Here is a 24,966-nt window from a genome sequence, read left to right on the forward strand (position 1 = left end):
TATTGCCAACTGTTATTTTCCCCTTTAGGGGGTTAGGGGGCTAAAACTATACCCTTCCTTACTCCAAACCTCCAAAGCTCGCGGCAGTACATACTCCAATCGATCAAAAGCTTTGATGCTGTCATGAAATACTACCATTGATCCTGCTTCGGCATATTTAAGCACATCTTTTAGGCAATCTTCTGGTTTAAGTGTCATGTCGAAATCGCCGCTCAGCACATCCCACATGAAGATATTCAGACCGGGCTTGGCCGCTTTCAGTGCCCGGATCTGCGCCCTTTTTATCCGCCCGTACGGAGGACGAAACAACGGCGTATCCAGTAATTTATCGGCCTGTAAAAAATTATCAAGGTAAGTTTGGGTATCGGTTTCCCAGCCTTTGAGATGGTTGAAAGTGTGATTGCCAATGGCATGGCCCTCGGCTTTTACCTGTTCAAAAATATCGGGGTGTTTGCGTACATTGTCGCCAATGCAAAAAAAGGTGGCTTTGGCATTGTATTGTTTTAAAATATTTAATACAGCCGGTGTAACAATTGGTATAGGGCCGTCGTCAAAAGTGAGATAAATGCAACGGTCAGTTGATTTTATATCCCAGGTAAGTTGGGGATAAAGCTTTTTCAGCAGCCACGGGGTTTTAGCCAGGTACATACAGATGAGGTAGTTTGTGTTTTATCCCTATTAACAACATTTAACAAAAATAAACACTGCAATGTAATGAACAGTTGCTTACCATTGTATAGAAAAACCTTATGAAACTAAAATTATTACTATCAGTTAAAGCAACGCTCATTTGCACAATAATATTTTCGGTTTGCGGCTTTAATGCCGCCGCGCAGGAAGTAATAGGCTTGCAAAAGGCGGTAGACCTGGCCCTTGAACGCAATCTTACCATTAAACAGGCCGAATTTACAGCTGCCATCACTAACGAAGACCTTAAGCAATCGAAATATAATCAGTTGCCTAATTTAGCTGTGAGCCCACAGGGATCATTTAATTTCGGCCGTAATATCGACCCTTCAACCAACCAGTTCAGTAACCAGCGGATCCTGGCGGTTAATGGTAACTTTACCTCGCAGGTTACACTGTTTCAAGGCGGACAATTGCGTAATACGGTAATCCAGAATAAGATTTTGCTTGATGCCGATAAAACTAATGTTGCCAAAGTAAAAAACGACCTGATATTGAACGTGGTTACTACGTACCTGCTGGTGCTAACCAACCAGGACCTGGTAACAGCCGCTCAACAACAAATTGATGTATCCAAAATAGCTTTGGATCGCGCCCAGAAAGGATTTGATGTAGGTAATCAAACTCTTGCCGATCTGTCTCAGGCAAAAGCGCAGCTCTCGACCAACGATCTGAACTATACCAATGCCGAGAATCAACTGGAGCAATCGCTCCTGACCCTAAAGCAATATATGGAGATGGATCCCGGCACTGATATTAGAGTTGAAAGGCCCGACATCAGTAAGTTAAACAATGTGAAAACTGTATACGATGCCCAGGAAGTTGTAAAAACCGCTCTTGCGGTAAACCCAGATGTGTTATTAGCTGAGCAACGTCAAAAAGCTGCGGCGCAGGGTGTTAAAATAGCAAGAGGCAACTACTATCCGTCGGTAGTGTTGTTTGGTGCTGCCGGTTCATACTTTTCTGATGCCAAGAACACACCATTTGGTGTTACTCCAACAGGCAGATTTGACACTATTGGTTTTGTGCAAAATTCGCAACAGGCGGTTGTAGTGCCTAACTATAAAGTTGGCTATAAAAGCAACCCATTCTTCAGGCAACTGAGCGATAATTTTAACCAATCGGTAGGGGTGAGCTTACAGATTCCGATTTTCAACAGGTTTCTGTCACGCACAGCGGTTAGGAAAGCAAAACTGCAAAATCAAAATGCCGAGGTTACAGCGCAACTGGCCCGCAACAATTTGAGCAAGATTATCTACCAGGCGGTATGGGATTTACAGGCGGCTGATAAGCGTTATGCATCGGCAACGCAAACTTATAACGCAAATAAAGATGCGTTTAATATTATCCAGCAACGCTATACAGTAGGTTTGGTTAACTCGCTTGATTATAATACATCGCTAACCAATCTTAACAAATCGCAGTTTGATATGATTGAGGCGCAATACCAGGTGATTTTCAGAAGCAAAGTCATTGACTATTATTTAGGTAACCCTATAACACTTTAATAAAATCTTAACCGTAAAATATCCAAATTCACCGTCATGGGAAAAACTACTAAATATATTCTGATAGGTCTTGGCGCACTGATTGTCCTGCTGATCATTGCTAAGGTAACGGGCCTGATAGGCAAGCCCGCGCTAACCCAGGTAGCTACCGAAAAGGCCGAAACACGCGAAATAAATGAAACCGTATCGGCCAGCGGAAAGATCAAACCACATGTTGAGGTTAAGATAAGCCCCGAAGTATCGGGCGAGGTGGTTGAGCTGCCAATAAAAGAGGGTGATGTGGTTAAAAAAGGCCAACTGTTGTGTAAAATCAGACCGGACATTTTAAAGTCGGGTTACGATCGGGCTATCGCGTCATACAATACCCAAAAAGCAAGCGTAGGTAATTCAAGCCAGATGCTTAAACAAGCCGAAGCTACCTACGCTAACCAGGCCGGTATTTACAAGCGCAGTAAAGAGCTTTATGATAAAAAAGTGTTAACCGTTTCGGAATTTGAAAATGCCAAAGCTGCTTATGAAGGCGCTAAAGCATCGCTTGAAGCTGCCAAACAAAATGTGGTAGGCTCGCAATATGGCCTGGCACAATCACAGGCATCGGTTAAGGAAGCACAGGATAACCTCGCGAAAACAACTATTTACTCGCCGGTTGACGGGGTGGTTTCAAAGCTATCTGTTGAAAAAGGTGAGCGTGTTTTGGGGACCCAGCAATTTGCCGGTACCGAGATCATGACTATCTCTGATCTGAGCAAAATGGACGTGAATGTTGACGTGAATGAAAACGACATCAACCGCATCTCTCTTGGCGATTCATCAAAAATTGAAGTAGACGCATTTTTAGGCAAGAAATTTACCGGTGTGGTAACTGAAATAGGCAGTTCGGCAAACGTGGTAGGTACATCTGCCGACCAGGTAACAAACTTTACTGTAAAAGTGAGGATCAATGCAGATTCATATGCCGCCCTGTTAAAGAAAACAGCCGATAATCCATCACCTTTCCGTCCGGGGTTAACAGCTACTGTTGATATCAGCACTAATTCGGCCAAAGCGCTGTCGGTACCAATCCAATCGGTAACCACCCGCGAGGAAAAGAAAGAAAATAACGGCCCGCCTAAAGCTGATGAGGATAAGAGTAAACCACAAATCAGCCCGGTAGCCAAAGAATACGTATTTGTGCTAAACGCAGGTAAGCTTAAACAGGTACAGGTAACTACGGGTATCCAGAACGATAGTTACATCCAGATCTTATCCGGCCTTAAAGGTGGCGAAGAAGTTGTATCAGCTCCATATTCGGCTATTTCAAAAACGCTTAGCGATGGGCAAGCTGTTCAGAAAGTAGATAAGTCAAAACTATTTAACGCTGATAATACCAAGTAATTGATATGCGGATGAATTAGATTTTAGATGCCCGGCTTCGCCGGGCTTTTTTGTGAACGGAATTTCCGATGACTAAAGCCCTCGTTAAAAATGGGCGCGAGTTTAAGATGAACGGCGGTCATAGTCCTGCCGTCCACGCTTCGACGGGCTCCGGCTTGATAGGCCTCTTTTTGTTATTTTACCTTCACTGTTCGCCGGTTTTCGACACCTGGGATGACCAACCTTTCGACAACTATATATAGTAACTTACCGGCAATTTAAAAAAGCATATAACTCACATGCTTCAACACCTGGCGTAATTTTTCGAGGGCGATGCTCATCTGGCGCTCTACTGTTTTAGGGGAGATATTAAGCTGTACGGCAATTTCGCGATATTTCATATCGCTGAAACGGCTCAATACAAAAATCTCGCGGCATTTTTCGGGAAGGGTAGCTATGGCAGCTTCTATCTGCAGGGCGAGTTCTTTTTCCTCCAGTCCGTTTTCGAGCGTATTGCGCAACTCATCAAACAAGTTGTTTTTTTCGAGGTAATTAACGTAAAGGTTTTCTATTTTCTGGCGCTTAAGGTAGTTAAGGCTTCGGTTTTGCACCATTTTAAAAAGATAAGAACTTACCGATGAGCAAAAATTGACCTCATGCCCGCGCTCCCACAGGTGGGTGAACACATCGGCAGTAATTTCTTCGGCAACGGTTAAATCGTTTACAAAACGATTGGAGAACAAAGTTAGGCGGGTATAGTATAGCCTGAACAGGGTTTCAAACGTTTTCGCGTCACCCTGTGTAAATGAGGTTATAGGTAGTTTGTTTTCCTGGATCATTAATCCCGCCTTTAATTAATCCGAATACTTTTTAAAAAACTTTAACAAGTTACAGAGTTTTTCATTCTGTATCAAATTTAATATGGAAATAATGAAAAGCTAATCACAAACATTCTGTAAAAAAACAGTTACGCGTAATATGAAGGGGACGTTCAGGTTACTCGCCGAATAAAATTGAAAAATATTTCTTTTCGTTTTGAGGGTATCTGTTTTTTCGATTGTCTTAACGATAATATTACAAATGGATAACGAAGAAGTAAAACTGCTACTGGTAAAATATATAACGGGCGAAGCTACCCTACAGGAGCTTGAGCAGGTTAAACAATGGATAAGTGCGCACCCCGAAAACGAGCAGTATTTTGTACAACTGTATGAAACCTGGCATAACATGCTTTACCTGCAGCCAGCGGTTGTAAATAAAGACAATGCCTATAATAAACTTTCGACCGGTATGGAACCAGCGGAGCCGTCGCGCTATGCAAGGCTGATCAGTTGGGGCAAAGTGGCAGCGGCTGTTGCTTTACTGGCAGCGGTTACCGTTACCTTATATAACAGGTATTCAAAAAATGCAGAAAGTGTAAGGCAAATAGCCGCTAACCCCGGCGCCATTAAAAAAATTGTTTTGAGCGATGGCACACAGGTTTGGCTTAATGCAGACAGCAAGCTTAATTATACGGCCGATTTTGGCAAAATAACCCGTACCGTTTACCTGGAAGGCGAAGCATTTTTTGATATCGCTCCGGGTAAAAAGGAGGTCCCTTTTATTGTAAATACAAAAAACTATACCATAAGGGACATCGGTACAAAGTTTAATCTTAAAGCCTATGCTTCCGACCCGTTTTTTGAAACCACAGTAGTAAAAGGCGAGGTATCTGTAGAGGGAAATATAGAAAACAACGCGCATGAAATGAGCCGCATTTATGTAAAGCCGCGGCAGGTGCTCCGCATTTATTATCATCCCAAAAAAGAAAACTATAGCTATACCACACCAGATCCCAAAAGCCTGAATGAGATCCAGGTATCAGAGATTGATTCGGCAAAGCTTGACCGCTATGACGGCTGGAAGGAAAACCTGCTGGTATTTGATGGCGCTACCCTTAGCGAGATAGCTAAAGTGCTTGAACGAAGATATAACGTCACTATTAACATGACCGATGCAGAATTGAGCGGCATTCGTTATTCGGGTAGTTTCAAAAACATTCAGAGCATTGAAAAAGTGCTGGCAATTATAAAAGCTAATACCGCTATCAATTATTCGATAAATGGCAATACAGTGAACATTACACGAAACAACAATAATGATTAACGACTAAAAAAACAAAAAGGAAACTATGATCAAAAACTAACATTCTCTTTTACATAAAAAAACCCGGATGTGCTACCAACACGCCCGGGCCTAAAGCAATCAAAGCTAATACCCTACGCTTGGGGAAGCATCGTATTAACTGATTAACAAACAAATTTATGATTAATTTTTACAGAAAGTCCGCTCTGGCCGTCGGCCCGTGGCAAAAAACGATCAAAATTATGAAGCTGGTAACCGTTCTGCTCTTGACGGGCATTATGCAAATACACGCTGCCGCTTATTCACAAAACGTTTACAACTTTAATATGAACAATATTTCTGTTAAGCAAATGTTTAAGCAAATTGAAAAAAGCAGTAAATACACCGTTTTTTACAGGCTTGACCAGGTTGATGTTGACAGGAAAATAAACGTGGATGTGCAGGACGCGCCTATTGAGTCGGTAATGAAACAGGTGCTTCAAAAACAGCCGCTTACTTTCCAGGTGGTTGATGATATCATCATTATAAAACCTGCCGATGCAAAACCTGTTGTCACGGTAACTGTAACAGGTGTAGTTAAAGATGTGAGCGGTCAGCCCTTACCGGGCGTTAGTGTAAAGCTCAAAGGCAGTAATTTAGGCACAGTTACCGACATCAACGGTAAATATACCCTAACCCTGCCCGACGGTAACGGCTCACTTGAATTTGGCTTTTTAGGCTTTACCACGCAGGTTATGCCGGTAAATGGACAAACCACCATCAACGTAACTTTGCTTGAAGAGTCAAAAGCGCTGAACGAGGTGGTTGTGGTTGGTTATACCACGCAGAAAAAGAAAGACCTTACCGGCGCTGTTGCGGTAGTTAACGTTAAAGACCTTAATAAACAGGCATCGTCATCAGTAAACTCGCAATTGCAAGGCCAGGCATCGGGCGTTACCGTTACCGGATCAGGACAACCCGGCGAAGAGCCGCAGGTACACATCAGGGGTTTTAATACTTTCGGAAATAATACTCCCTTATACGTAGTTGACGGTGTGGAAACATATGATGTAAGCACGCTGAACCCTAATGATGTTGAGACCTTCCAGGTGTTAAAAGATGCGAGTTCGGCATCAATATATGGTGCAAGGGCGGCAAACGGCGTTATCATCATCACTACCAAACGGGGTAAGGGCAAAGTAAATATTCAATATGATGCCTATTACGGCACGCAAAGGCCCAAAGGCGGCAATGTCTGGAATACCATTACGCCGCAACAAATGGCCGATCTGAAACTTACCGCTAAGAAAAATTCGGGCGATAACAGCATTAAAGATGCCTTGTACAACCCAACCGGTACAGGCTCGGCTTTTATACTGCCTGATTACATTACCCCGGCAGGTGCTAAAGAAGGTGACCCATCTGTCGATCCATCAAAATACTATGTAAACCCTTTTTATACATCAGCTGCAGACCTGGGTAATTTTTACAGGATAACAAGGGCCAACAAAGCCGGTACCGACTGGTATCATGAGTTGTTTAAATCGGCCCCGATGAATAGCCACAATATATCGTTGAGCGGCAGTACTGATAACGCCAGCTATTTATTCTCGTTAAATTATTTTAACCAGCAAGGTACACTGATTGATACTTATCTTAAACGATACACGCTGCGCTCCAATACCACCTACAATGTAACTAAACACATCAGATTGGGCGAAAACCTGGCTTATTCTATAACCAGGCAGCCGCAGGTAAATGACGGAACATCACATTCGCAGGTCAGCACTAATGACCCGGACGGCGTTATTGCACATGCCCTGCGCGAACAGCCCATTATTCCTGTTTACGACATTAAAGGTAACTACGCAGGCAGTTACGGTACGGGCCTTGGCGATGCCAATAACCCGGTTGCTATACAGCAGCGTACAAAAAACAACCAGTCAACAAGTTATCGTTTGCTTGGTAACGTATTTGCCGAAGCCGACATTATTCCCGGCCTTACCTTACGTACCAGTTTTGGCGGCGATATCATCAACAGCAACAACCATTCGTTTTCGTTCCCTACATATGAAAACGTTGAAAACTCTTCAACCAATACTTACAGCGAAGGATCAGACAATAGCTACACTTATAACTGGACCAATACCCTTAGCTATCAAAAAGTATTTGGCAAACACAATATTAACATAGTGGTAGGTACCGAGGCCGTTGAAGATCACGACCGTTATGTTGGCGGTAGCATCCAGGGTTTTTACACTTTTGATCCTGATTATGTAAACCTGTCTACCGGTACTACCAATAAAAACACCTACAGCGGCAAATCTAACAACTCATTATTTTCGGAGTTTGCCCGTTTAGATTATACTTATAACGACCGCTACCTGTTTAACGCCACTATCCGTCGCGACGGCTCATCAAAATTTCCGGTTGACCAACGTTATGGCTATTTCCCGGCATTCAGCGCGGGCTGGCGTATCTCGCAGGAAAACTTTATGAAAAATATTACCTGGCTTACCGACCTGAAGCTAAGAGGCGGCTGGGGTATTATGGGTAACCAGATCAATATGGGCAGTAAAGACGCTTATGTTACATTCAGCAATGATATTGGCCAGTCGTATTATCCTATCGATGGTTCACTTAACCTAACGCCGGGCTTTTATCAGGACCAAACAGCCAACCCTCACGCGCTTTGGGAAAAAGATATTAACTCCAACTTTGGTTTTGATGCAACCTTATTTGGCGGCAAAATAGCCGTAACTGCCGATTACTACCGCAAAGACATTAAGGACCTGTTATTTAACGCTACCCAGTTAGGTACTGCGGGCAACGGTGCTTTCCCGGCACAAAACGTTGGTAAAATGAAAACTGATGGTCTTGACCTTTCAGTTACCGGCAATTTCAGGGCCAGCAGCGATCTGAGCTTTAATGCGACAGGTACTTTAACCACTTATAATAATAAAGTATTAAAAGTATCTGATGACAGGGACTACTTTCCTGGTTCTGCAACAAGCAGGTTTGATAACCCAATTACCCGCAGCCAGGTAGGTCATTCTTTAGGCGAGTTTTATGGCTACCAGATCGTAGGCTTCTGGAATTCGCAGGCCGAAATTGACGCAGCCGACAAAGGTGTACAAACCCGCACCGGCGATCCGAATGCTTACTACCAATCAGATGTAAAGGTTGGCCGTTTCAGGTATAAAGACGTAAACGGTGATGGTGTCATTACCGATGCCGACCGTACTTTTATCGGTAATCCAAACCCGAAAGTTACTGCCGGCTTAAACCTGGGTGTAAACTATAAAAACTTTGATGCCAGCGTATTCCTTTACGGCTCATTCGGCAATAAACTATGGAACAGCGTTAAATACTGGCGGGATTTCTATGCTTCATTCGGTACAGCAAAAAGCTATACCGCACTTAACGATTCATGGACGCCAACTCATCAAAATGCAAAGGCACCTATCCAGGAACTTGACGCATCAACCAGTAGCGGCGCCACACCAAACTCATACTTTGTTGAAAACGGCACTTACGTGCGCATGCGTAACGCGCAGGTTGGCTACACCTTTAACATTGCAGGGCTTAAAAAGGCGGGGATCCAAAAGTTAAGGATCTATGTATCGGCAACCAACCTGTTTACTTTAACAGGCTACAGCGGTGTCGATCCTGAACTGAGCGGCAACACCAAAGATTTTGGTATTGACGAGGGTAGTTACGCGAGCCCGCGCACCTTTATATTCGGAGTTAATTTTTCATTATAACAGCAATATTTAAACGGATTACAATGAAAGCTAAAAAACTTATTTCCATAGCGCTTTTAAGTATACTATCGCTTGGCGCGTGTAAAAAATCATATCTCGATAAACCTATTAACGGCGCCCTCGAGCCTCAATTTCTCGAAACAGAATCAGGAGCTAATGAACTGCTTGTAGGTGCTTATGCAGTGTTGGATGGCCAGCAGGGCGGCGACGCCTCAGTAGGCGGCGGCGGAGCATGGGAAGCCTCGCCGGATAACTGGGTATACGGCGGTGTAGTAGGCGGTGATGCATCAAAAGGCAGTATTGCCGGCGATCAGCAACCGATAGAACCGATGATGAAATATAATGCCGATGCCAGCAATGGCTTTTTTGACAGCAAATGGCGGGCCGATTATGAGGGTGTATCGCGCACCAATAATACCATTAAAATAACCAATAAGGTTACTTCGATATCAGCCTCAAACAAAACCAATATACTGGCACAGGCCCGTTTCTTAAGAGCGCATTATTACTTCGACCTGAAAAAGATGTTCAATAATGTGCCCTATCTTGATGAAACAACAACCGACATTAATCAACCTAACAACACAGATATTTGGCCAAAGATTGAAGCGGATTTCAAATACGCTTACGACAATCTGCCTAATACCCAAACCGAAGTTGGCCGCGCCAATAAATGGGCTGCCGGTGCATACTTAGGTAAAACATACCTATACGAGCATAAATATGCTGAAGCAAAGCTTGTATTTGATGCGGTTATTGCGCAGGGTGTAACTTCCGATGGTAAAAAGTATGCACTTAACGCCAAATTCAACGACAATTTTAGAACGGCTACCAACAACAGCGCCGAATCTGTTTTTGCTGTTCAGGCTGCTGCCAATACCGATCCTAACGGCCCGTCGCAGGCAAACAACGGCGATATGCTTAACTTTCCATATGGCAATAGCAGTCCGTTTAGCTGCTGCGGCTTTTATCAGCCATCAATTGATCTGGTTAATCATTTTCGCACCAATTCAACTACGGGTTTACCATATCTTGACGATTATAACAGCCACGCTATAAAAACAGATATGGGGCTGGCATCGGCCGATGATTATACTCCTGATGCAGGTACTATTGACCCGCGCCTTGACTGGACTGCCGGCCGCCGCGGGATCCCTTATCTTGACTGGGGCTTACACCCGGGAGCCGACTGGATCCGCGATCAACAGTACGGTGGCCCTTATTCGCCTATCAAAAACGTTTACGGCCAGGCCGAGCAGGATGTAAACGGCGATAATACCTCATGGGCGCCAGGCTCAGGCATCAATTACAACATTATTCGTTACGCCGATGTACTGTTAATGGCCGCTGAGGTTGAAGCACAGGTTGGTAGCCTTGATAAAGCCGAAAGCTATGTAAACATGGTGCGTAACCGCGCAGCAAATCCCGAAGGTTTTGTACATAAATACAAAGACAATGATGACCCTACAGCAGGTTTCACCACTCAGGCAGCAGCTAACTATAAAGTGAGCCCTTATCCCGGCGGTGCATTTGCCAGCAAGGACTTTGCACTTAAAGCCATTTATTTTGAGCGTAAAATTGAGCTTGCCATGGAAGGGCACCGCTTTTTTGACCTTGTACGCTGGGGCATTGCCGATACCGAGCTTAATGCTTACATAGCATATCAAAGTACGTTGACCAGTGATGTAAAAGGCGGTAAATTCATTAAAGGTAAAAGCGAATATTTCCCGATACCGCTGGTAGAGATTGACTTAAGCGCCAAGGGCGGCACACCGCAATTGAAACAAAATCCGGGCTATCATTAATTAAAGCTGAAAGCAAAATGCGCAAAGCTAAAAGCTAATAAACTGGTGTTCAGTTGGTAACAAAAAAATGCAAAATTATAAATAACCGGACAACTTATCGGGAAAGCATACTTCCCGGTAAGTTTATTATCTTGCCTTAACATCCCTGCTTCTGAAAAGCTGATTATAAACATTTTTAAACCCATTTATGGACAAATCATCATCGCGGTTTTTATCGTTGGATGTATTTCGTGGCATGACGTTATGCTTCATGATCATAGTAAATACGCCGGGCAGCGGAGCAGCCCCTTTTTCGCCACTTGAACATGCCGCATGGCATGGCTTCACCCCAACCGATCTTGTGTTTCCTTCTTTTTTATTTGCCGTAGGCAATGCCATGAGCTTTTCAATGAAACGCTACCAGGAAATGGGCAACTCGGCTGTGCTAAGCAAAATTTTCAGGCGTACCCTGCTCATATTTTTAATAGGTTACCTCATGTACTGGTTCCCTTTCTTTTCAACAAGCGGCGGGCATTTTCATCTAAAAACAATTACCCATACCCGCATTATGGGTGTTTTGCAACGCATTGCCCTGTGTTATTGCTTTGCCTCGCTCATGATCCATTTCCTGTCCAAACAAACGGTTTTCATTTTATCGGGGTTATTTCTGGTGATCTACTGGATCATCCTGCTGGTGTATGGAAACCCAGCCGACCCGCTGAGCATGACCGGCAATGCAGGCATTTATCTTGATAAATTTTTATTCGGCCCTGATCATTTATATCATGGCGAGGGCATTCCCTTCGATCCGGAAGGCGTATTAAGCACGTTACCGGCAATTGTTAACGTTGTAGTTGGATACTATGCAGGTAAATTTATCCAGCAAAAAGGTAAGGGATATGATACCACCACCAAATTGCTGTTAACCGGCTGCCTGTTCATCTTCCTGGCCTTATGCTGGAACATGGTTTTTCCGATCAATAAAAAATTATGGACAAGCTCATTTGTACTGGTTACCACAGGGTTGGATTTAGTGATCCTCTCAGCTTTGATATATGCTTTGGAGATCAATAATTGGAATAAAGGGAACTGGGCCCGTTTTTTCACCACCATGGGGAAAAATCCGCTGCCTATTTATGTACTATCCGAAATACTGCTGATTCCGGTAAGTATGATCATCATAAGCGGAACCAACGCTGTCGACTGGATTAACACTGCTTTTTACCAGGCTATAGTGCCCGGCCCAATAGGGTCATTATTGTTTGCCATCAGTTTTATGATGATTTGCTGGCTGGTTGCCTATATACTTGATAAACGGAATATTTATATCAGGGTGTGATTTATGGGGATTACACCGATTGATTTTGATTTCACCGATTTTTGTCTGAACCGGGATTTTGGGAAATTTTTAAGATGGTGGGATTTTTTGCCCGGCGGCCGTGTCCTCACGGTCGCATGATAGTGTTTTTGCCTGAACTCGAATTTTAAAGGAATTAAGTAATTACCCGAATGCTCAGCAAATTCAAAAAATTCCAATAATTCATTTAAAATTCGAGTTCAGACAAGAAATCATGGTTCAGAAAATATACTTCTTAATATTATTTAAAAAGTTTAATTTACGTACATCCAATTAAATAACAATTCTTTATGAAGAAATTATCCTTATTGCTTTGCGGCTGTATGGCACACCTGCTTTCTGCGGCCCAAACAGCGAAACCGGCGCTCGCGCTTATCCCGCAGCCGGTAAAAGTTACCCAAACTACCGGCCAGTTTGTATTGCCCAAAACGGTTGTTGTAGAGGCCGGTTCTTCGACTGATGTGGCAAACGTTACCGCCTATCTTAAAAGAAAGCTATCTACAGCTACGGGGGCATTCATCACTGTAAAAAGTGCTGCACCAACAGCGCCCATCAGGCTGATTCTAAATAAAACAGCCGATACAGTTCTCAAAACCGAGGGGTATAAATTATCCGTAACCTCTAAAAAAGTAGTGGTCCGCGCTAATGATGCTGCCGGGTTATTTTACGGCGTACAAACGTTTTTTCAGCTGCTGCCTAAAGAAATTGAAGGACTGGAAGTAGCCAAAGGCGTAAAATGGACTGCCCCGGCAGTCGAAATTACCGACTATCCAAGGTTTGGATGGAGAGGATTGATGTTTGATGTATCCCGTCACTTTTTTACCAAAGCCGAGGTTAAGCAATACATCGATGCCATGGTTAAGTATAAATTTAACCTGCTGCACTTGCACCTTACAGATGATGAAGGATGGCGAGTGGAGATCAAAAGCCTGCCAAGATTAACCGAAGTAGGATCGCACAACGTAAAAAAAGTAGGCCAGTTTGGTACGTTTACTCCACCTACACCTGATGAACCACGTACCTACGGCGGTTTTTATACCCAGGAAGATATCAAAGAGTTGGTACAATACGCCAAAGACAAGTTTGTAAACATCCTGCCCGAAATTGACGTTCCTGGTCATAGCCTCGCTGCGGTAGTTGCCTATCCTGAGCTTTCATGCACTCCGGGTGCCGATAAATATGTGGTAAACTCTGGCGAACCTTTTATGGACTGGAGTGGCCCGCATAACCGCGCTATTGTCGACAATACTCTTTGCCCGGCCAATGAAGCTGTTTATACTTTTATGGATAAGGTGGTTACTGAAGTTGCCCAACTGTTCCCCTTCGGCTATATTCATTTGGGCGGCGATGAGTGCGCCAAAAATTTCTGGGAGCAAAGCGATGCCATAAAAGCATTAATGGCTAAAGAAAACCTGAAAACGATGAGCGAAGTACAGGCTTATTTCGAAAAGCGACTTGAAAAAATCGTTGAGTCAAAAGGTAAAAAATTTATGGGTTGGGACGAGATCATTGAAGGAGGTCTTGGCCCTAACGCCGCGGTAATGAGCTGGCGCGGTATTCAGGGTGGTATCATTGCCGCTAAAGCAGGTCATGAGGTGGTAATGAGCCCAACAACATTTGCATATCTTGACTATATGCAAAGCGACCGTGTAAACGAAACCAAGATCTATGCCACACTTCGCTTAAACAAAACCTATTCATGGGAGCCTGTACCAGATAGCGTTGATGCGCGCCTCATTAAAGGCGGCCAGGCCAACTTATGGACCGAGCAGGTATACAACATCCGCCAAGCCGAATATATGACCTGGCCACGCGGCATGGCTATTGCCGAGGATGTATGGTCGCCAAAAGGAACTAAAAACTGGGACGGATTTTTTAGCCGGGTTGAGAAACATTTCCCACGCTTTGATGAAGCCGAAACCAAGATAGCCCCAAGCGCTTACGATCCATCATTTGATGCAGTGTTGAATCCTGACAGCACGTTAAAAATCACTTTAACCAATGAGGTAAACGGGCTGGACACTTATTACAGCTTCGACAACTCGTTCCCCGACAGGTTTTATCCTAAGTATACTGAACCTATAGATGCCCCTAAAGATGCAACTACACTAAGGGTGATCACTTATCGCGGTAAAAAACCGATTGGCCGCATGGTTACGATGCCATTGGCCGAGTTGAAGAGCAGGATCAAAAAATAAGAGTTATTTATAAATGGAAAAGCCCTCCGGATTTAGTTTCGGAGGGCTTTCGTGTTTTACACAACCACTATGTCATTGCGAGTGTAGCGTGGCAATCTCGTAGTTATACAGAGCGGCGATGCACTATGGCGATGCAAAGCTACGAGATTGCCACGTCGCCCAATTGCGCAGCCCCCGCTGCTCCTCGCAATGACATAAAGTGCTTTTTTTATTTCAACTCCGGAAATTTGGCAGCCTCAAAAATGCTTTTCTCGGTAGCAGCTTTTTCAATATCCTGCCATTTGCGAGGTGCATCTATCGACAGGATGGTTCCACTGTCTTTACCAATTTGTACGTCATCTTCAATACGTACGCCAATATTCCACCATTTTTTATCGCAGGGGCTGCCGGCAGGGATATAGATCCCCGGCTCAACGGTGATCACCCAGTTCTCTTCCAAATTACCGCGACCGCCTTTATCATGCACATCAAGCCCTAAATGGTGCGAGCAGCCATGCGGATAATATTTACGTACTTCTGAAGCGTCCTTAATAATACCAAGCTTAATTAATCCGGCGGATAATACTTCTACCGATTTTTGCTCAAGGTTTGCATAAGGGACCCCCGCTTTACACAATTTAAAAATCTCTTCCTGCGCATCGTAAACTAATTGGTAAATGGCTTTTTGCTCTTCGGTAAATTTGCCGTTAGCCGGTACGGTGCGGGTAACGTCGGCAGAATAGCCATGATATTCGGCACCAACATCCATGAGTAATAACTGGTTATCAATTTTTGTGGCCGAGTTTTCTTCATAATGCAGGATACAGCCATTTGCGCCTGCACCTACAATTGGTGGATAGCCCTCGTCTTCTGCTCCGTATCTTTTATGCACGTAAGTCATGATGCCTTCAACCTCGCGCTCGCTCATATTGGGTTTTACCGATTTCATTACTTCCAAATGGGCAAGGCTTGAGATTTCAACAGCCTTTTTCAATACGGCTATTTCCTCCGGTGTTTTTACACCGCGAAGCTTTGAAGTAAATTCAGTATATCCGGTGTTACCGCCGTAAGTTGTGCCAATCTTTGCCTTAACATCGGCAAGCGTTGCAGAATCGGGCTTGGCCGCCAATTGTTGTATAAGCGGATTATTTTTGTGATCCTCATCAGCAAACTTATCTTTGAAATAAGTCATGAAACGGGCTAAATTTTGAGGAGTAACCATTCTTGCTATCAAATTAAGATCACTCATAACCTGCCTGTTGGTTTCCGTTATGCCAGCCTTACTTTTAAAAGCTGCGATCAGTTTTTTTAGCTCGCCGGTCGATCCATCGCCGGTAACATCTTCGGGCAGTGCATCATAATACACATTGGCAAATTTTTTAAAATCAACGGGGAATTTCGCGAAATCCTCGCTGTTGTAAGCCCGCTTAAAACCAAGCTGCGATTTAGCGCCCTCAAGGCCTAAACGCCTGCCTGTCCATTGCTCACGAGCGGCATCCCGGTGGCGTACAAACAGCACCTCGTTATAGCTGCTGTCGCCCACAGCCTGCATTTCTTTAAATACCAACAACACTGAGTTGGGTTCTTTATATCCTGAAAAATAATACAGATCGGGATTAGGATGATAAACGTAGTTAACATCGTTCGAAAATACCTGTTCAGGGTACGAGAAGATCACCATTACCGAATTGGCGGGCATCAGATTGCGCAGGGCCTGGCGTCTTCCGGCATGAAACTCTTTGCTTAAATAATCGGTGGGCAGGTTTTCGGCGGTTTGTCCGAAACAGCGGTTGCCGCCGGTGAGGGCAAGTAAAACTACTAATGCCCGAAAAAATGATCGCGTCATAATGATAAAGGAATAATGTCAGTCAAAAAAACGGTTTAAGATACTAAATATCAGGGATTATCACGCTCACCCTTTTGGGGTGAAAAGATTGATGTGCAAATGAAAAGATTTCAGATGTGCAAATTAGCAAGGACAATATCAACGCTGAAACCAATGGCTACAAAAAAACAACTATGTCATTGCGAGGAGCGGCCCGGGTTTGTGTGCCAGGGGCGACGTGGCAATCTCGTCGCATAGACAGCAAACCGGCATGGCGAATAGCATTGGCTATGAGATTGCCATGCTATCGCTTGCAATGACATATTAAATTTGAACGATCTACTTAATCTTCCTCGCCGTTACACCTTCATTGGTGATTTTCACCGGCAGGATCTTGCCATCCTTGTCAAAATACATTTTATCGATACAAGTAACGCGGTGGTTGCCATCAGTCTCGGTTAAGGGACGGCGGTGATAAACAATATACCATTCATCCTTGCCAGGTACCTGGATCACCGAATGATGGCCTGCACCTGTTGCAATATTAGCGTCTTGTTTTAATATTGTCCCGATCCGGTTAAACGGACCGAATGGAGAATCGCCAATAGCATAAGCCACGCGGTAATCCGGACCAGTCCAGCCGCCTTCGCTCCACATAAAGTAATATTTCCCTTTTCGTTTAAACATCACCGGGCCTTCAACATAATCTTTAGGGGTGATCAGTTTGTAGGTTTCGCCATCTTTAAACGGTTCGATACCTGTAAAGTCGTTTTTTAGCTTTACAATATTACATTGGCCCCAGCCACCGTAAATCATGTAGTACTGGCCGTCGTCATCCTTAAACACAAATTGATCTATAGGCTGCGCTTTATTGATGATCTGCCCAATGAGCGGTTTGCCCAAAAGATCTTTGAACGGGCCTTCGGGTTTATCGCCAACGGCAACACCTATACCGCCAACTTCGTTATTGTTCTGAATATCATTAGCGCCAAAAAAGATATAGTATTTACCGTCTTTTTCAGTTACTGCCGGGGCCCACATAGCACGTTTAGCCCACTTTACAGCGGCAGTATCGATAATGCGGGGATGCTTAGTCCAGTTAACCAGATCGGGCGATGAAAAGGCATCCATAAATACCTGGTCATTATATTTAGCCGAATAGGTTGGATACACCCAGTATTGTTTATTGAAGATTTTGGCTTCCGGGTCGGCATACCAGCCTTCAACAATAGGATTGCCTGATGTTTTCTTCTCCTGTGCTAATGCCTTATTTTCAGATATGATAATTGCCGCACCAAACGTTGCCAGTAAAACCAGTTTTTTAGGAATGATCATTGGGAAATAGATTTTTGGTCTAAGATATTAAAATAGATAAAACGTTTTAGTAGTGAAACACAAATTACTTCGGATTGAGATGAATTACACAAATTTTTAAATTGTTGAGCTTTAACTGCCAACTATTAATTCGTGTAATTCGATTAAATTAAATCAACACCCAAAATGGTATTCGTGAAAACTTTTTAATTACCCGTATTCTGCTGTTTCGGCTTCTTTTTGCCCCAGCGACGGTTAGGTTTCCTTTTGGCATCTCCGTGAGGCTGTTCGGGCTTCAGGGGTTGTATTGTGGCCAGTTCATCCGGCAGTGCCATCAGCTTTATCGGCTTTTCAATCAGTTTCTCAATATTTTTAAGCTTGCGCTCGTCGCGGTGGTTAACGAAGGTTATGGCGGTACCGGTGGTAGCGGCGCGGGCCGTACGACCAATACGGTGAATATAATCTTCCGGATCGCCGGGAACATCGTAGTTGATCACCAGGTCGATGCCCTCCACATCAATGCCGCGCGAAAGGGCGTCGGTACCGATGATAACTGGTAATTGCTTGTTTTTGAATTTAAGGAGGATCTCTTCACGCTCCTTCTGTTCCAGATCGGAATGGAACGACATGGCGTTGATCTTAATCGCCTTAAGTTCTTTGTATAGCGCTTTAACAATTTCCTTGCGCGATGCAAAGATGATGATGCTTGTAAATGCCGAATCTTTCAGGATATGCTGTACCAACGGCGTTTTTTGTTGATCATGAACCCGGTAAACCTGCTGATCGATACCAACGGCCGGCTGCGAAATAGCGATATTGATCTGCTCCGGATCTTTCAAAATAGCTTTGGCCAATGAACGGATACGGCCTGGCATGGTGGCCGAAAACAACAGAGTTTGCCTCTCTTTTGGCAGGTAGCTGATAATTTTCATGATATCATCAGAAAAGCCCATATCCAGCATCCGGTCGGCCTCATCAAGTACCAAATGGGTAAGGTGATTAAGCTTCAGCACGCCCGATGTAAGGTGGGCTATCAGTCTGCCGGGGGTAGCTACAATAATATTTACATTGTTTTGAATGCCGCGGCGCTGTTGTTCGTAAACAATGCCGTCGCCGCCGCCAAAAACAGCAATAGAGCTGATACCGGTAAAATAGGCAAGGCCTTCAACCTGCTGATCTATTTGCTGGGCAAGCTCGCGGGTTGGGGCAAGTATAAGGGCACTGGTATGGTGTTTATTTGTTTTGCTGATGCTGTTTAAAACAGGAAGCAAATAAGCGCCGGTTTTACCGGTACCGGTTTGAGCGCATGCAATCAGGTCGCGCCCCTCCATAATGGCTGGGATGGCCATAGATTGTATGGGTGTGGGGTTTACGAAACCCATGCTCTCTACACCTTCAAATAATTGCTCGTTAAAATTAAAATCCTGGAAAGTCACTATATCTTATAAGTAAATTATGCAAGGTATAAAAATTAAACGGCAAATGAGGGTTTTAGCATTAATTGAGCTTCCCTTAAAGAATCAAAATAAATCTGGTCACCTTTTATATGACACTCAACTTACCTGTACAATCAATTCAAAAATATATTTTTGAAAACCTATGAATATTATCACTCAAACACCACGCTTGCTGATCCGTGAATTTACAGCCGAAGATGAAGAACTTGTTACCACAATAGATGCCGATGACCGGCTTACACAATATGTAAAAAAACGTACTCCGCAAGAGAGTAAACAGGTTTTTAAAGATACGCTTAAGGAATACCAGAACGGATCGGGCCTGGGCAGATGGGGGATTTTTAATATCACAGATAACGATTTTATAGGTGTTTGCGCCCTTAAACCAAGCGATTACGACAAGAGCCGCATTGAGCTGGGCTACCGGCTGCACCTCAAGTACTGGGACAAGGTATAGCTACCGAACTTGCCGAAGCACTAATCAGTTATGGATTCAATGATATAGGGTTAAAAGAGATTTGCGCCGTTACCCATCCGCAAAATGCAGCATCACAAAGGGTGCTGATTAAAGCCGGTTTTGTACGGGAAGGGATTGTGTTTTGGTATGGGGAAGAGGTGCCGTTTTTTAGGGTGATCAGTAAGCAGTAAATATAGAATATGTCATTGCGAGCGCAGCGCGGCAATCTCGTAGCTATGCAGGGTAAACATTCACAGCGGTTAGTATGGCTACGAGATTGCCACGTCGCGCCATCACAAAAGGCCGTGCTGCGCCTCGCAATGACATAAAATGGATATCAGGTTCAGCCTTTACCTCAAATACTCTATAATATCCCTGCATCCGTTTTCAATCAGCTCAAAAACCGGTTCAAACTGGTTATCGTCATAATACGGATCGGGGACAACCTTATCACCTAACAGAAGCTTTACTTTAGCAGCCTGTTCTTCGTTGCGGGCCATATCAAGCACATCGCTCAGGTTATTCCGGTCCATCACAAAAATATGGTCGAACTCGTCAAAGTCTGTACGCTTAAACTGACGGCAAATCTGTTTGCTGATGTCGATACCATGGTTACGGGCTGCGCGAATGGAGCGCCTGTCAGGAGCTTCGCCTATATGCCATCTTCCGGTACCCGCCGAATCAACATCCCAGCCAAGTCCATTTTCATCTGCCAGGTGCTGCATAACCCCCTCCGCCAGCGGCGAACGGCAGATATTGCCCAGGCATACCATTAGTATTTTCATTTCTTTAAGCTTAAAGCAAAAAAGCCGAAGGCAAAAAGCTTTTTTTACCTTCGGGCTTTGCCAATTTTTAATATTTTTAAGATTCAAAAGCTTTCGGCTTTGAGCCTTTCGCTTTGAGCCCCAAATTATCCAAATATCTGGTTCAGCAAACCGGCCAAACGTACGCCGGCTTTAACCATTTGCTGGTTAAGGGTTGCTATATGGCTAAAGTTGTATTTGTAACCAAGTTTATCACCGGTTTTAGTTTCGGAGTACAGTTTATCTGCCATCTGGTTGCTTTCATATATCCACTGGCTCATTGGCGCTTTTTGTAATTCGGTGCGCTGAGCGGCTGTTGTGTGGTTTATCATCGCGGTATACTCGGTGTAGCTTAATTGCTGAAGGTCAATCAACTCGCTGTCCCAAACCGAGTGCAGGTTGCTCTCTTTACCAAACCATTGTACTTTTACATCGTTACCGCCCTTATCGCTCAGGTGACCAGTGTGCAGCGGCTGGTGCACATCCTCAACAATATGGATCAGCATGCGCAGGTAAAGCAGCTTGTTGGTTTTGGTAGCAGTTTTCTTTTTAAGTTCGGCCACCAGGAAATTCATTTTGGTATAGGCATCGGTAATCGTATCGGCCTTTAAATAAGCCTGCAGGTCCGGATAGCTGTAAGCTTTTTCCAGGTTGATAAAATGCCAGTTATACAAGTAATTGTAAGCCGGGTCTGATTTAATAAAATCGGCCCAGTTGCTGGTAATGGCAATCGACTCATTACCCAAAATGGCTTGAATAGCTTTACGGGCTTTGGCGGTTAGGTAGCTATCCGCAACCTGGCCGCAAATGCGGTGCCCATTAGTACCCCAGGCCATGCTTTGCAGGGGGATATAAAATATCGCCACCAGCAATAAAAGTTTTTTTAAGGTTTGTGTTTTCATTACAATGGTTTTGGAATGCAGCTTGTTCTTTTTATTAAATGCGCGTTAAAAGGTATTACGTTGGATGTACTTACAAACCGGATCAGCGAGTCGCTTTGCTTATGAACCTTAAAATATTCTTCATAATCGCCAAACCTGAAACAGCCCTGTTCATTTTTATATGAGCCATCGGCATTGCAAAACTGCCCCTTAATGTGCAGCGTGTCCTGCCTTTGCGAATAAGTTCCCCGTATATATTCATCCCAATGGCCCTTGCTCATACAAGTATCCGCCCCGTAATTAACCTTGCTAACGGTACTGATCTTCAAAAGAAATGAATCACAGCTGAATTTAATATCATATAGCGAATATGTTACCAGGCTTTTTTGCGCAGGTATTGAGTCCTGTTTCCACTCCCCCTGTAAATAGCCCTCACCGGGTGTTTGCTTATCCGGGTTCATGGTACAGGAGCTGAAAGCTGAAAGCAGAAGGCTGAAAGCTATGAGGCAAAAGGCGTTTTTTAAGCTAAAAGCCGAAAGCGGAAAGCTGAAGGCAAAAGGCCTGAAACCGAAAAAAGAAAAGAGAAAGCTATAGCGTTTTTGCATAAGCAGAAATTAAAAGCCCCTCTCCTTTGGAGAGGGGTTGGGGTGAGGTGCTTCTTATTTTAAGCTGCCTATCATATTTTCGGGACGTACCCACTCGTCAAACTGCTCGTTGGTTAATAAACCTAAGCCTATAGCTGCTTCGCGCAGTGAACTGCCGTTTTTAAGGGCTGTTTTAGCAATTTTTGCTGCGTTTTCATAACCGATATGCGGGTTAAGCGCGGTTACCAGCATCAATGAATTTTCAAGGTGTTTTTTGATGCCATCATAATTAGGCTCAATGCCTACTGCGCAATGATCATTGAACGATACGCAGGCATCACCTATTAACCTTGCCGATTGCAGGAAGTTTGCGGCCATAACCGGTTTAAATACATTCAATTCGTAATGGCCGTTTGAGCCACCGATAGAAATAGCCACGTCATTCCCCATAACCTGTGCAGCTACCATCGTAACAGCCTCGTTTTGGGTAGGGTTAACTTTACCCGGCATAATTGATGAGCCTGGTTCGTTATCCGGAATATGGATCTCGCCAATACCCGAACGCGGACCAGAAGCCAGCATCCTGATATCGTTAGCAATTTTCATTAATGAAACCGCAATTTGTTTCAAAGCGCCATGGCTTTCAACAATGGCATCATGAGCGGCAAGAGCTTCAAATTTATTTTCTGCTGTGATGAACGGCAAGCCGGTAAACTGGGCAATGTACTCAGCAACTTTTACATCATAACCTTTAGGTGTGTTAATACCTGTACCTACAGCCGTACCACCAAGGGCCAGTTCCGAAAGGTGATCAAGCGTATTACGCAATGCTTTTAAGCCGTGGTTCAACTGTGAAACATAACCTGAAAACTCCTGGCCTAAGGTAAGCGGGGTAGCATCCATCAAATGGGTACGACCGATTTTAACTACGGATTTGAAAGCCTCAACCTTAGCCTGCAAGGTATCGCGCAGTTTTTCGATACCGGGGATGGTTACATCAATCAGGATCTTGTATGCCGCAATGTGCATAGCTGTTGGGTAGGTATCGTTTGATGATTGTGATTTGTTCACGTCATCATTCGGGTGGATGAAGGTTTTACCTTCGCCCAGTTTATTGCCTTGTAATACGTGTGCACGGTTAGCAACAACCTCGTTCACGTTCATGTTTGATTGCGTGCCCGAGCCTGTTTGCCAAATCACCAGCGGAAACTCCGAAGCCAGTTCGCCGGCCAGGATCTCATCGCACACCTGTGCAATCAGGTCGCGTTTTTCGGCAGGCAATACACCTAAATCGGTATTGGTATAAGCGGCTGCTTTTTTCAGATATGCAAAAGCGTCGATAATTTCCTTTGGCATTGACGCCTCCGGACCAATTTTAAAATTATTGCGTGAGCGTTCGGTCTGCGCTCCCCAGTATTTGTCGGCAGGTACCTGTACCTCGCCCATGGTATCGTGTTCGGTTCTGAAACTCATGGTATTAAATTTTGCAGGGGCAAAGTTATGTTTTTATATGATGCGGGGGAATGCAGGGTGTAAACTTTTTGATAGGGGACGTGATTTTTAAAGGAATACTATTTCATTATTTGATTGTATCGAAGTTGAAAGAAGAGGTAGAATAAAAATATTATTTACAGTAGTGTATAAGTTTGATTATTAACGAGGAGCGATAGAATCAAAAAAAATATTTGCCCACTCGATATCATCTTGCTTGCTTACAGAAATAACACATACAAGTATTTGATTTTTTGATTTCTTTGTCCCTTTTAACTGCCAACTATCGGCATTTTTCACCATCGTTGGTTTACCTGCGAAAGAATCAGTTAAGAAAGTATCGCCGCCACTAACGTGAAGTGCCGAAACGTATATTACCCGGGTACCATCTTTATTAACAAATTGGCGAGAGTCGGGGTTTTCAATCGTATCAAAATCCGCTATATCTCCAAAATCCCAATTATTATAGATAGACTTTTTTCTTTTGAGCCAATTAAACATAAGATAAAGCTAATGAAAAGAAAGCCATATAAAAAAGGAAGTATTCGGAACTGAAACAATACTTACATGATTAGCACCTAATCCAGACAAGCGGTTCTTACCAGTTTTCAAGAAGTCTTGTACTTGACACTTATAACCAACACGGTTAGCAATCCATTCAAAACCGAAGAAAAAAATTGGGACGATCAAACAGAGCAGACTGATGTTTATATAACGTTTCTTGATTTTATCCTACTCATATAGCTACCACTTCACATCTTCAATTTTCACAACCTTGTAATCAAAGCCCAATCTTTTGGCATTCTGTTCAACAGTTTGATCAAAACCGGCTTGCTTACGACGTTCATTTACACCTGCCGCGTCTTTTATCGGCCACACATAATAGCCAATCTTTTGGCCGTTGCGCAATGGCTTTGACGTAGCCTGCGAACCGTAGATTTGCTCTTTACCTTCATACATCAGCTGCCTGTCGAGCATCATGGCGTACAACCTGAAAGGTAATTCTTTGTTTTCGGCAGCCGTTTTTATCGCGGGCAGGTACTTATCTATTTTAGGGGAATGCTGCACTACCGACCACGCAGCTTCATTAGTTGGTTCGCCAACAAGCGTTTTGCCGGGGTAACCGTACTTGTTAAACACGTTCTCGATAAAAATCAAATTGGTCGAATCGGCCTGGCTCTGAAGCTTCCAGTAATGGCCTGTAGCTTCTTCCGGTTTAACCGGTAATGTTTTTAACACCGAATCCTTTTTGCTCGGATCCATCAGATAAGTTAAGATCTCGCGATATTTCTGATCAAGTGCTAATACACTGTCAAGCTGTCTCTTCAAAATAGGGTTAAACTTTTGCTGTGCAGATGCTGTGCTTGCCGTTATCATTAACAAGGCGATGATCAGGTTTTTCATGGTCAATAAGGTTTAAG

General features: G+C 43.9%; 18 protein-coding genes and 1 pseudogene. 8 read left to right on the forward strand and 11 right to left on the reverse strand.

Annotated elements, in window-relative coordinates:
* Window positions 1-24: 24 nt before the first annotated feature.
* Complete coding sequence (locus DIU38_RS29585) at window positions 25-648, reverse strand: polysaccharide deacetylase family protein (protein WP_112651186.1); 624 nt, start codon at window positions 646-648, stop codon at window positions 25-27.
* Between the two features lie 101 nt (window positions 649-749).
* Between DIU38_RS29585 and DIU38_RS29590 the strand changes: the two genes are divergently transcribed.
* Together DIU38_RS29590 and DIU38_RS29595 are read left to right on the forward strand one after the other, a co-directional pair.
* Window positions 750-2,195: a TolC family protein gene (locus DIU38_RS29590; RefSeq protein WP_112651184.1), complete on the forward strand. Its 1,446-nt coding sequence runs from the start codon at window positions 750-752 to the stop codon at window positions 2,193-2,195.
* Between the two features lie 36 nt (window positions 2,196-2,231).
* Entirely contained in the window at window positions 2,232-3,569 is a 1,338-nt protein-coding gene (locus DIU38_RS29595; protein ID WP_090530676.1) for an efflux RND transporter periplasmic adaptor subunit, read from the forward strand.
* A gap of 257 nt (window positions 3,570-3,826) precedes the next feature.
* Here the strand turns inward: DIU38_RS29595 and DIU38_RS29600 are convergent, their stop codons facing one another.
* Complete coding sequence (locus DIU38_RS29600; protein ID WP_091167536.1) at window positions 3,827-4,387, reverse strand: RNA polymerase sigma-70 factor; 561 nt, start codon at window positions 4,385-4,387, stop codon at window positions 3,827-3,829.
* Between the two features lie 241 nt (window positions 4,388-4,628).
* Between DIU38_RS29600 and DIU38_RS29605 the strand changes: the two genes are divergently transcribed.
* From DIU38_RS29605 to DIU38_RS29625, 5 genes are all read left to right on the forward strand, one after another.
* Window positions 4,629-5,693 carry a FecR family protein gene (locus tag DIU38_RS29605; RefSeq protein WP_112651182.1) on the forward strand — a complete coding sequence of 355 codons (1,065 nt, stop codon included), beginning with the start codon at window positions 4,629-4,631 and terminating at the stop codon, window positions 5,691-5,693.
* Between the two features lie 221 nt (window positions 5,694-5,914).
* On the forward strand, window positions 5,915-9,415 hold the full coding sequence (locus DIU38_RS29610) for a TonB-dependent receptor (RefSeq protein WP_208057658.1): 3,501 nt from the start codon (window positions 5,915-5,917) through the stop codon (window positions 9,413-9,415).
* Window positions 9,416-9,438: 23 nt separating this feature from the next.
* Window positions 9,439-11,220, forward strand: a complete 1,782-nt coding sequence (locus tag DIU38_RS29615; protein WP_112651180.1) for a RagB/SusD family nutrient uptake outer membrane protein — start codon at window positions 9,439-9,441, stop codon at window positions 11,218-11,220.
* Between the two features lie 187 nt (window positions 11,221-11,407).
* The gene (locus DIU38_RS29620; protein WP_112651176.1) at window positions 11,408-12,538 is read left to right on the forward strand and encodes an acyltransferase family protein; all 1,131 of its coding nucleotides are present in this window, start codon (window positions 11,408-11,410) and stop codon (window positions 12,536-12,538) included.
* Window positions 12,539-12,846: 308 nt separating this feature from the next.
* The gene (locus tag DIU38_RS29625; RefSeq protein WP_112651172.1) at window positions 12,847-14,754 is read left to right on the forward strand and encodes a beta-N-acetylhexosaminidase; all 1,908 of its coding nucleotides are present in this window, start codon (window positions 12,847-12,849) and stop codon (window positions 14,752-14,754) included.
* Window positions 14,755-14,962: 208 nt separating this feature from the next.
* On the opposite strand, the gene DIU38_RS33650 is transcribed toward DIU38_RS29625, so the two are convergent.
* The 3 genes from DIU38_RS33650 to DIU38_RS29645 all read right to left on the reverse strand — a co-directional run bounded on the left by DIU38_RS33650 (window position 14,963) and on the right by DIU38_RS29645 (window position 19,308).
* A complete protein-coding gene (locus DIU38_RS33650) occupies window positions 14,963-16,579 on the reverse strand; it encodes an aminopeptidase P family protein (RefSeq protein WP_208057656.1) in 1,617 nt (538 codons plus the stop codon).
* A 318-nt stretch (window positions 16,580-16,897) separates the two neighbouring features.
* Window positions 16,898-17,893 (reverse strand): glycoside hydrolase family 43 protein, encoded by a 996-nt coding sequence (locus DIU38_RS29640; protein ID WP_112651170.1) that lies wholly within the window; start codon window positions 17,891-17,893, stop codon window positions 16,898-16,900.
* A 185-nt stretch (window positions 17,894-18,078) separates the two neighbouring features.
* Window positions 18,079-19,308: a DEAD/DEAH box helicase gene (locus tag DIU38_RS29645; protein WP_208057655.1), complete on the reverse strand. Its 1,230-nt coding sequence runs from the start codon at window positions 19,306-19,308 to the stop codon at window positions 18,079-18,081.
* 163 nt (window positions 19,309-19,471) lie between these two features.
* On the opposite strand from DIU38_RS29645, the pseudogene DIU38_RS35000 reads away from it, so the two are divergent.
* A pseudogene (locus tag DIU38_RS35000) lies at window positions 19,472-19,977 on the forward strand (GNAT family N-acetyltransferase).
* 159 nt (window positions 19,978-20,136) lie between these two features.
* Here DIU38_RS35000 and DIU38_RS29660 read toward each other — a convergent pair.
* The 6 genes from DIU38_RS29660 to DIU38_RS29685 all read right to left on the reverse strand — a co-directional run bounded on the left by DIU38_RS29660 (window position 20,137) and on the right by DIU38_RS29685 (window position 24,949).
* Window positions 20,137-20,571, reverse strand: coding sequence for a low molecular weight protein-tyrosine-phosphatase (locus DIU38_RS29660; protein ID WP_112651224.1), 435 nt, complete (start codon window positions 20,569-20,571; stop codon window positions 20,137-20,139).
* A gap of 125 nt (window positions 20,572-20,696) precedes the next feature.
* A complete protein-coding gene (locus tag DIU38_RS29665) occupies window positions 20,697-21,491 on the reverse strand; it encodes a S1/P1 nuclease (RefSeq protein WP_112651166.1) in 795 nt (264 codons plus the stop codon).
* Window positions 21,491-22,075, reverse strand: a complete 585-nt coding sequence (locus DIU38_RS29670) for a fumarate hydratase (protein WP_146750290.1) — start codon at window positions 22,073-22,075, stop codon at window positions 21,491-21,493. Before DIU38_RS29670 ends, DIU38_RS29665 begins: the two co-directional genes overlap by 1 nt.
* Before the next feature lie 54 nt (window positions 22,076-22,129).
* Window positions 22,130-23,527 carry a class II fumarate hydratase gene (gene fumC, locus DIU38_RS29675; protein WP_112651162.1) on the reverse strand — a complete coding sequence of 466 codons (1,398 nt, stop codon included), beginning with the start codon at window positions 23,525-23,527 and terminating at the stop codon, window positions 22,130-22,132.
* 180 nt (window positions 23,528-23,707) lie between these two features.
* Window positions 23,708-24,046 carry a hypothetical protein gene (locus DIU38_RS29680; protein ID WP_112651160.1) on the reverse strand — a complete coding sequence of 113 codons (339 nt, stop codon included), beginning with the start codon at window positions 24,044-24,046 and terminating at the stop codon, window positions 23,708-23,710.
* 243 nt (window positions 24,047-24,289) lie between these two features.
* Window positions 24,290-24,949, reverse strand: a complete 660-nt coding sequence (locus DIU38_RS29685; protein ID WP_112651158.1) for a DUF6624 domain-containing protein — start codon at window positions 24,947-24,949, stop codon at window positions 24,290-24,292.
* Window positions 24,950-24,966 lie beyond the last annotated feature (17 nt).

The sequence above is a fragment of the Mucilaginibacter metallidurans genome, assembly GCF_003286435.2.
Lineage (GTDB): Bacteria > Bacteroidota > Bacteroidia > Sphingobacteriales > Sphingobacteriaceae > Mucilaginibacter > Mucilaginibacter gossypii.

What these genes read in the sequence shown, in the direction of transcription:
- DIU38_RS29620 (WP_112651176.1), top strand. Translation starts at nt 11,408, where the DNA reads ATGGACAAATCATCATCGCGGTTTTTATCGTTGGATGTATTTCGTGGC.
- DIU38_RS29685 (WP_112651158.1), bottom strand. Translation starts at nt 24,949, where the DNA reads ATGAAAAACCTGATCATCGCCTTGTTAATGATAACGGCAAGCACAGCA.
- fumC (WP_112651162.1), bottom strand. Translation starts at nt 23,527, where the DNA reads ATGAGTTTCAGAACCGAACACGATACCATGGGCGAGGTACAGGTACCT.
- DIU38_RS29595 (WP_090530676.1), top strand. Translation starts at nt 2,232, where the DNA reads ATGGGAAAAACTACTAAATATATTCTGATAGGTCTTGGCGCACTGATT.
- DIU38_RS29625 (WP_112651172.1), top strand. Translation starts at nt 12,847, where the DNA reads ATGAAGAAATTATCCTTATTGCTTTGCGGCTGTATGGCACACCTGCTT.
- DIU38_RS29680 (WP_112651160.1), bottom strand. Translation starts at nt 24,046, where the DNA reads ATGTTTAATTGGCTCAAAAGAAAAAAGTCTATCTATAATAATTGGGAT.
- DIU38_RS29585 (WP_112651186.1), bottom strand. Translation starts at nt 648, where the DNA reads ATGTACCTGGCTAAAACCCCGTGGCTGCTGAAAAAGCTTTATCCCCAA.
- DIU38_RS29640 (WP_112651170.1), bottom strand. Translation starts at nt 17,893, where the DNA reads ATGATCATTCCTAAAAAACTGGTTTTACTGGCAACGTTTGGTGCGGCA.
- DIU38_RS29660 (WP_112651224.1), bottom strand. Translation starts at nt 20,571, where the DNA reads ATGAAAATACTAATGGTATGCCTGGGCAATATCTGCCGTTCGCCGCTG.
- DIU38_RS29600 (WP_091167536.1), bottom strand. Translation starts at nt 4,387, where the DNA reads ATGATCCAGGAAAACAAACTACCTATAACCTCATTTACACAGGGTGAC.
- DIU38_RS29615 (WP_112651180.1), top strand. Translation starts at nt 9,439, where the DNA reads ATGAAAGCTAAAAAACTTATTTCCATAGCGCTTTTAAGTATACTATCG.
- DIU38_RS29590 (WP_112651184.1), top strand. Translation starts at nt 750, where the DNA reads ATGAAACTAAAATTATTACTATCAGTTAAAGCAACGCTCATTTGCACA.
- DIU38_RS33650 (WP_208057656.1), bottom strand. Translation starts at nt 16,579, where the DNA reads ATGACGCGATCATTTTTTCGGGCATTAGTAGTTTTACTTGCCCTCACC.
- DIU38_RS29605 (WP_112651182.1), top strand. Translation starts at nt 4,629, where the DNA reads ATGGATAACGAAGAAGTAAAACTGCTACTGGTAAAATATATAACGGGC.
- DIU38_RS29665 (WP_112651166.1), bottom strand. Translation starts at nt 21,491, where the DNA reads ATGAAAACACAAACCTTAAAAAAACTTTTATTGCTGGTGGCGATATTT.
- DIU38_RS29610 (WP_208057658.1), top strand. Translation starts at nt 5,915, where the DNA reads ATGAAGCTGGTAACCGTTCTGCTCTTGACGGGCATTATGCAAATACAC.
- DIU38_RS29670 (WP_146750290.1), bottom strand. Translation starts at nt 22,075, where the DNA reads ATGCAAAAACGCTATAGCTTTCTCTTTTCTTTTTTCGGTTTCAGGCCT.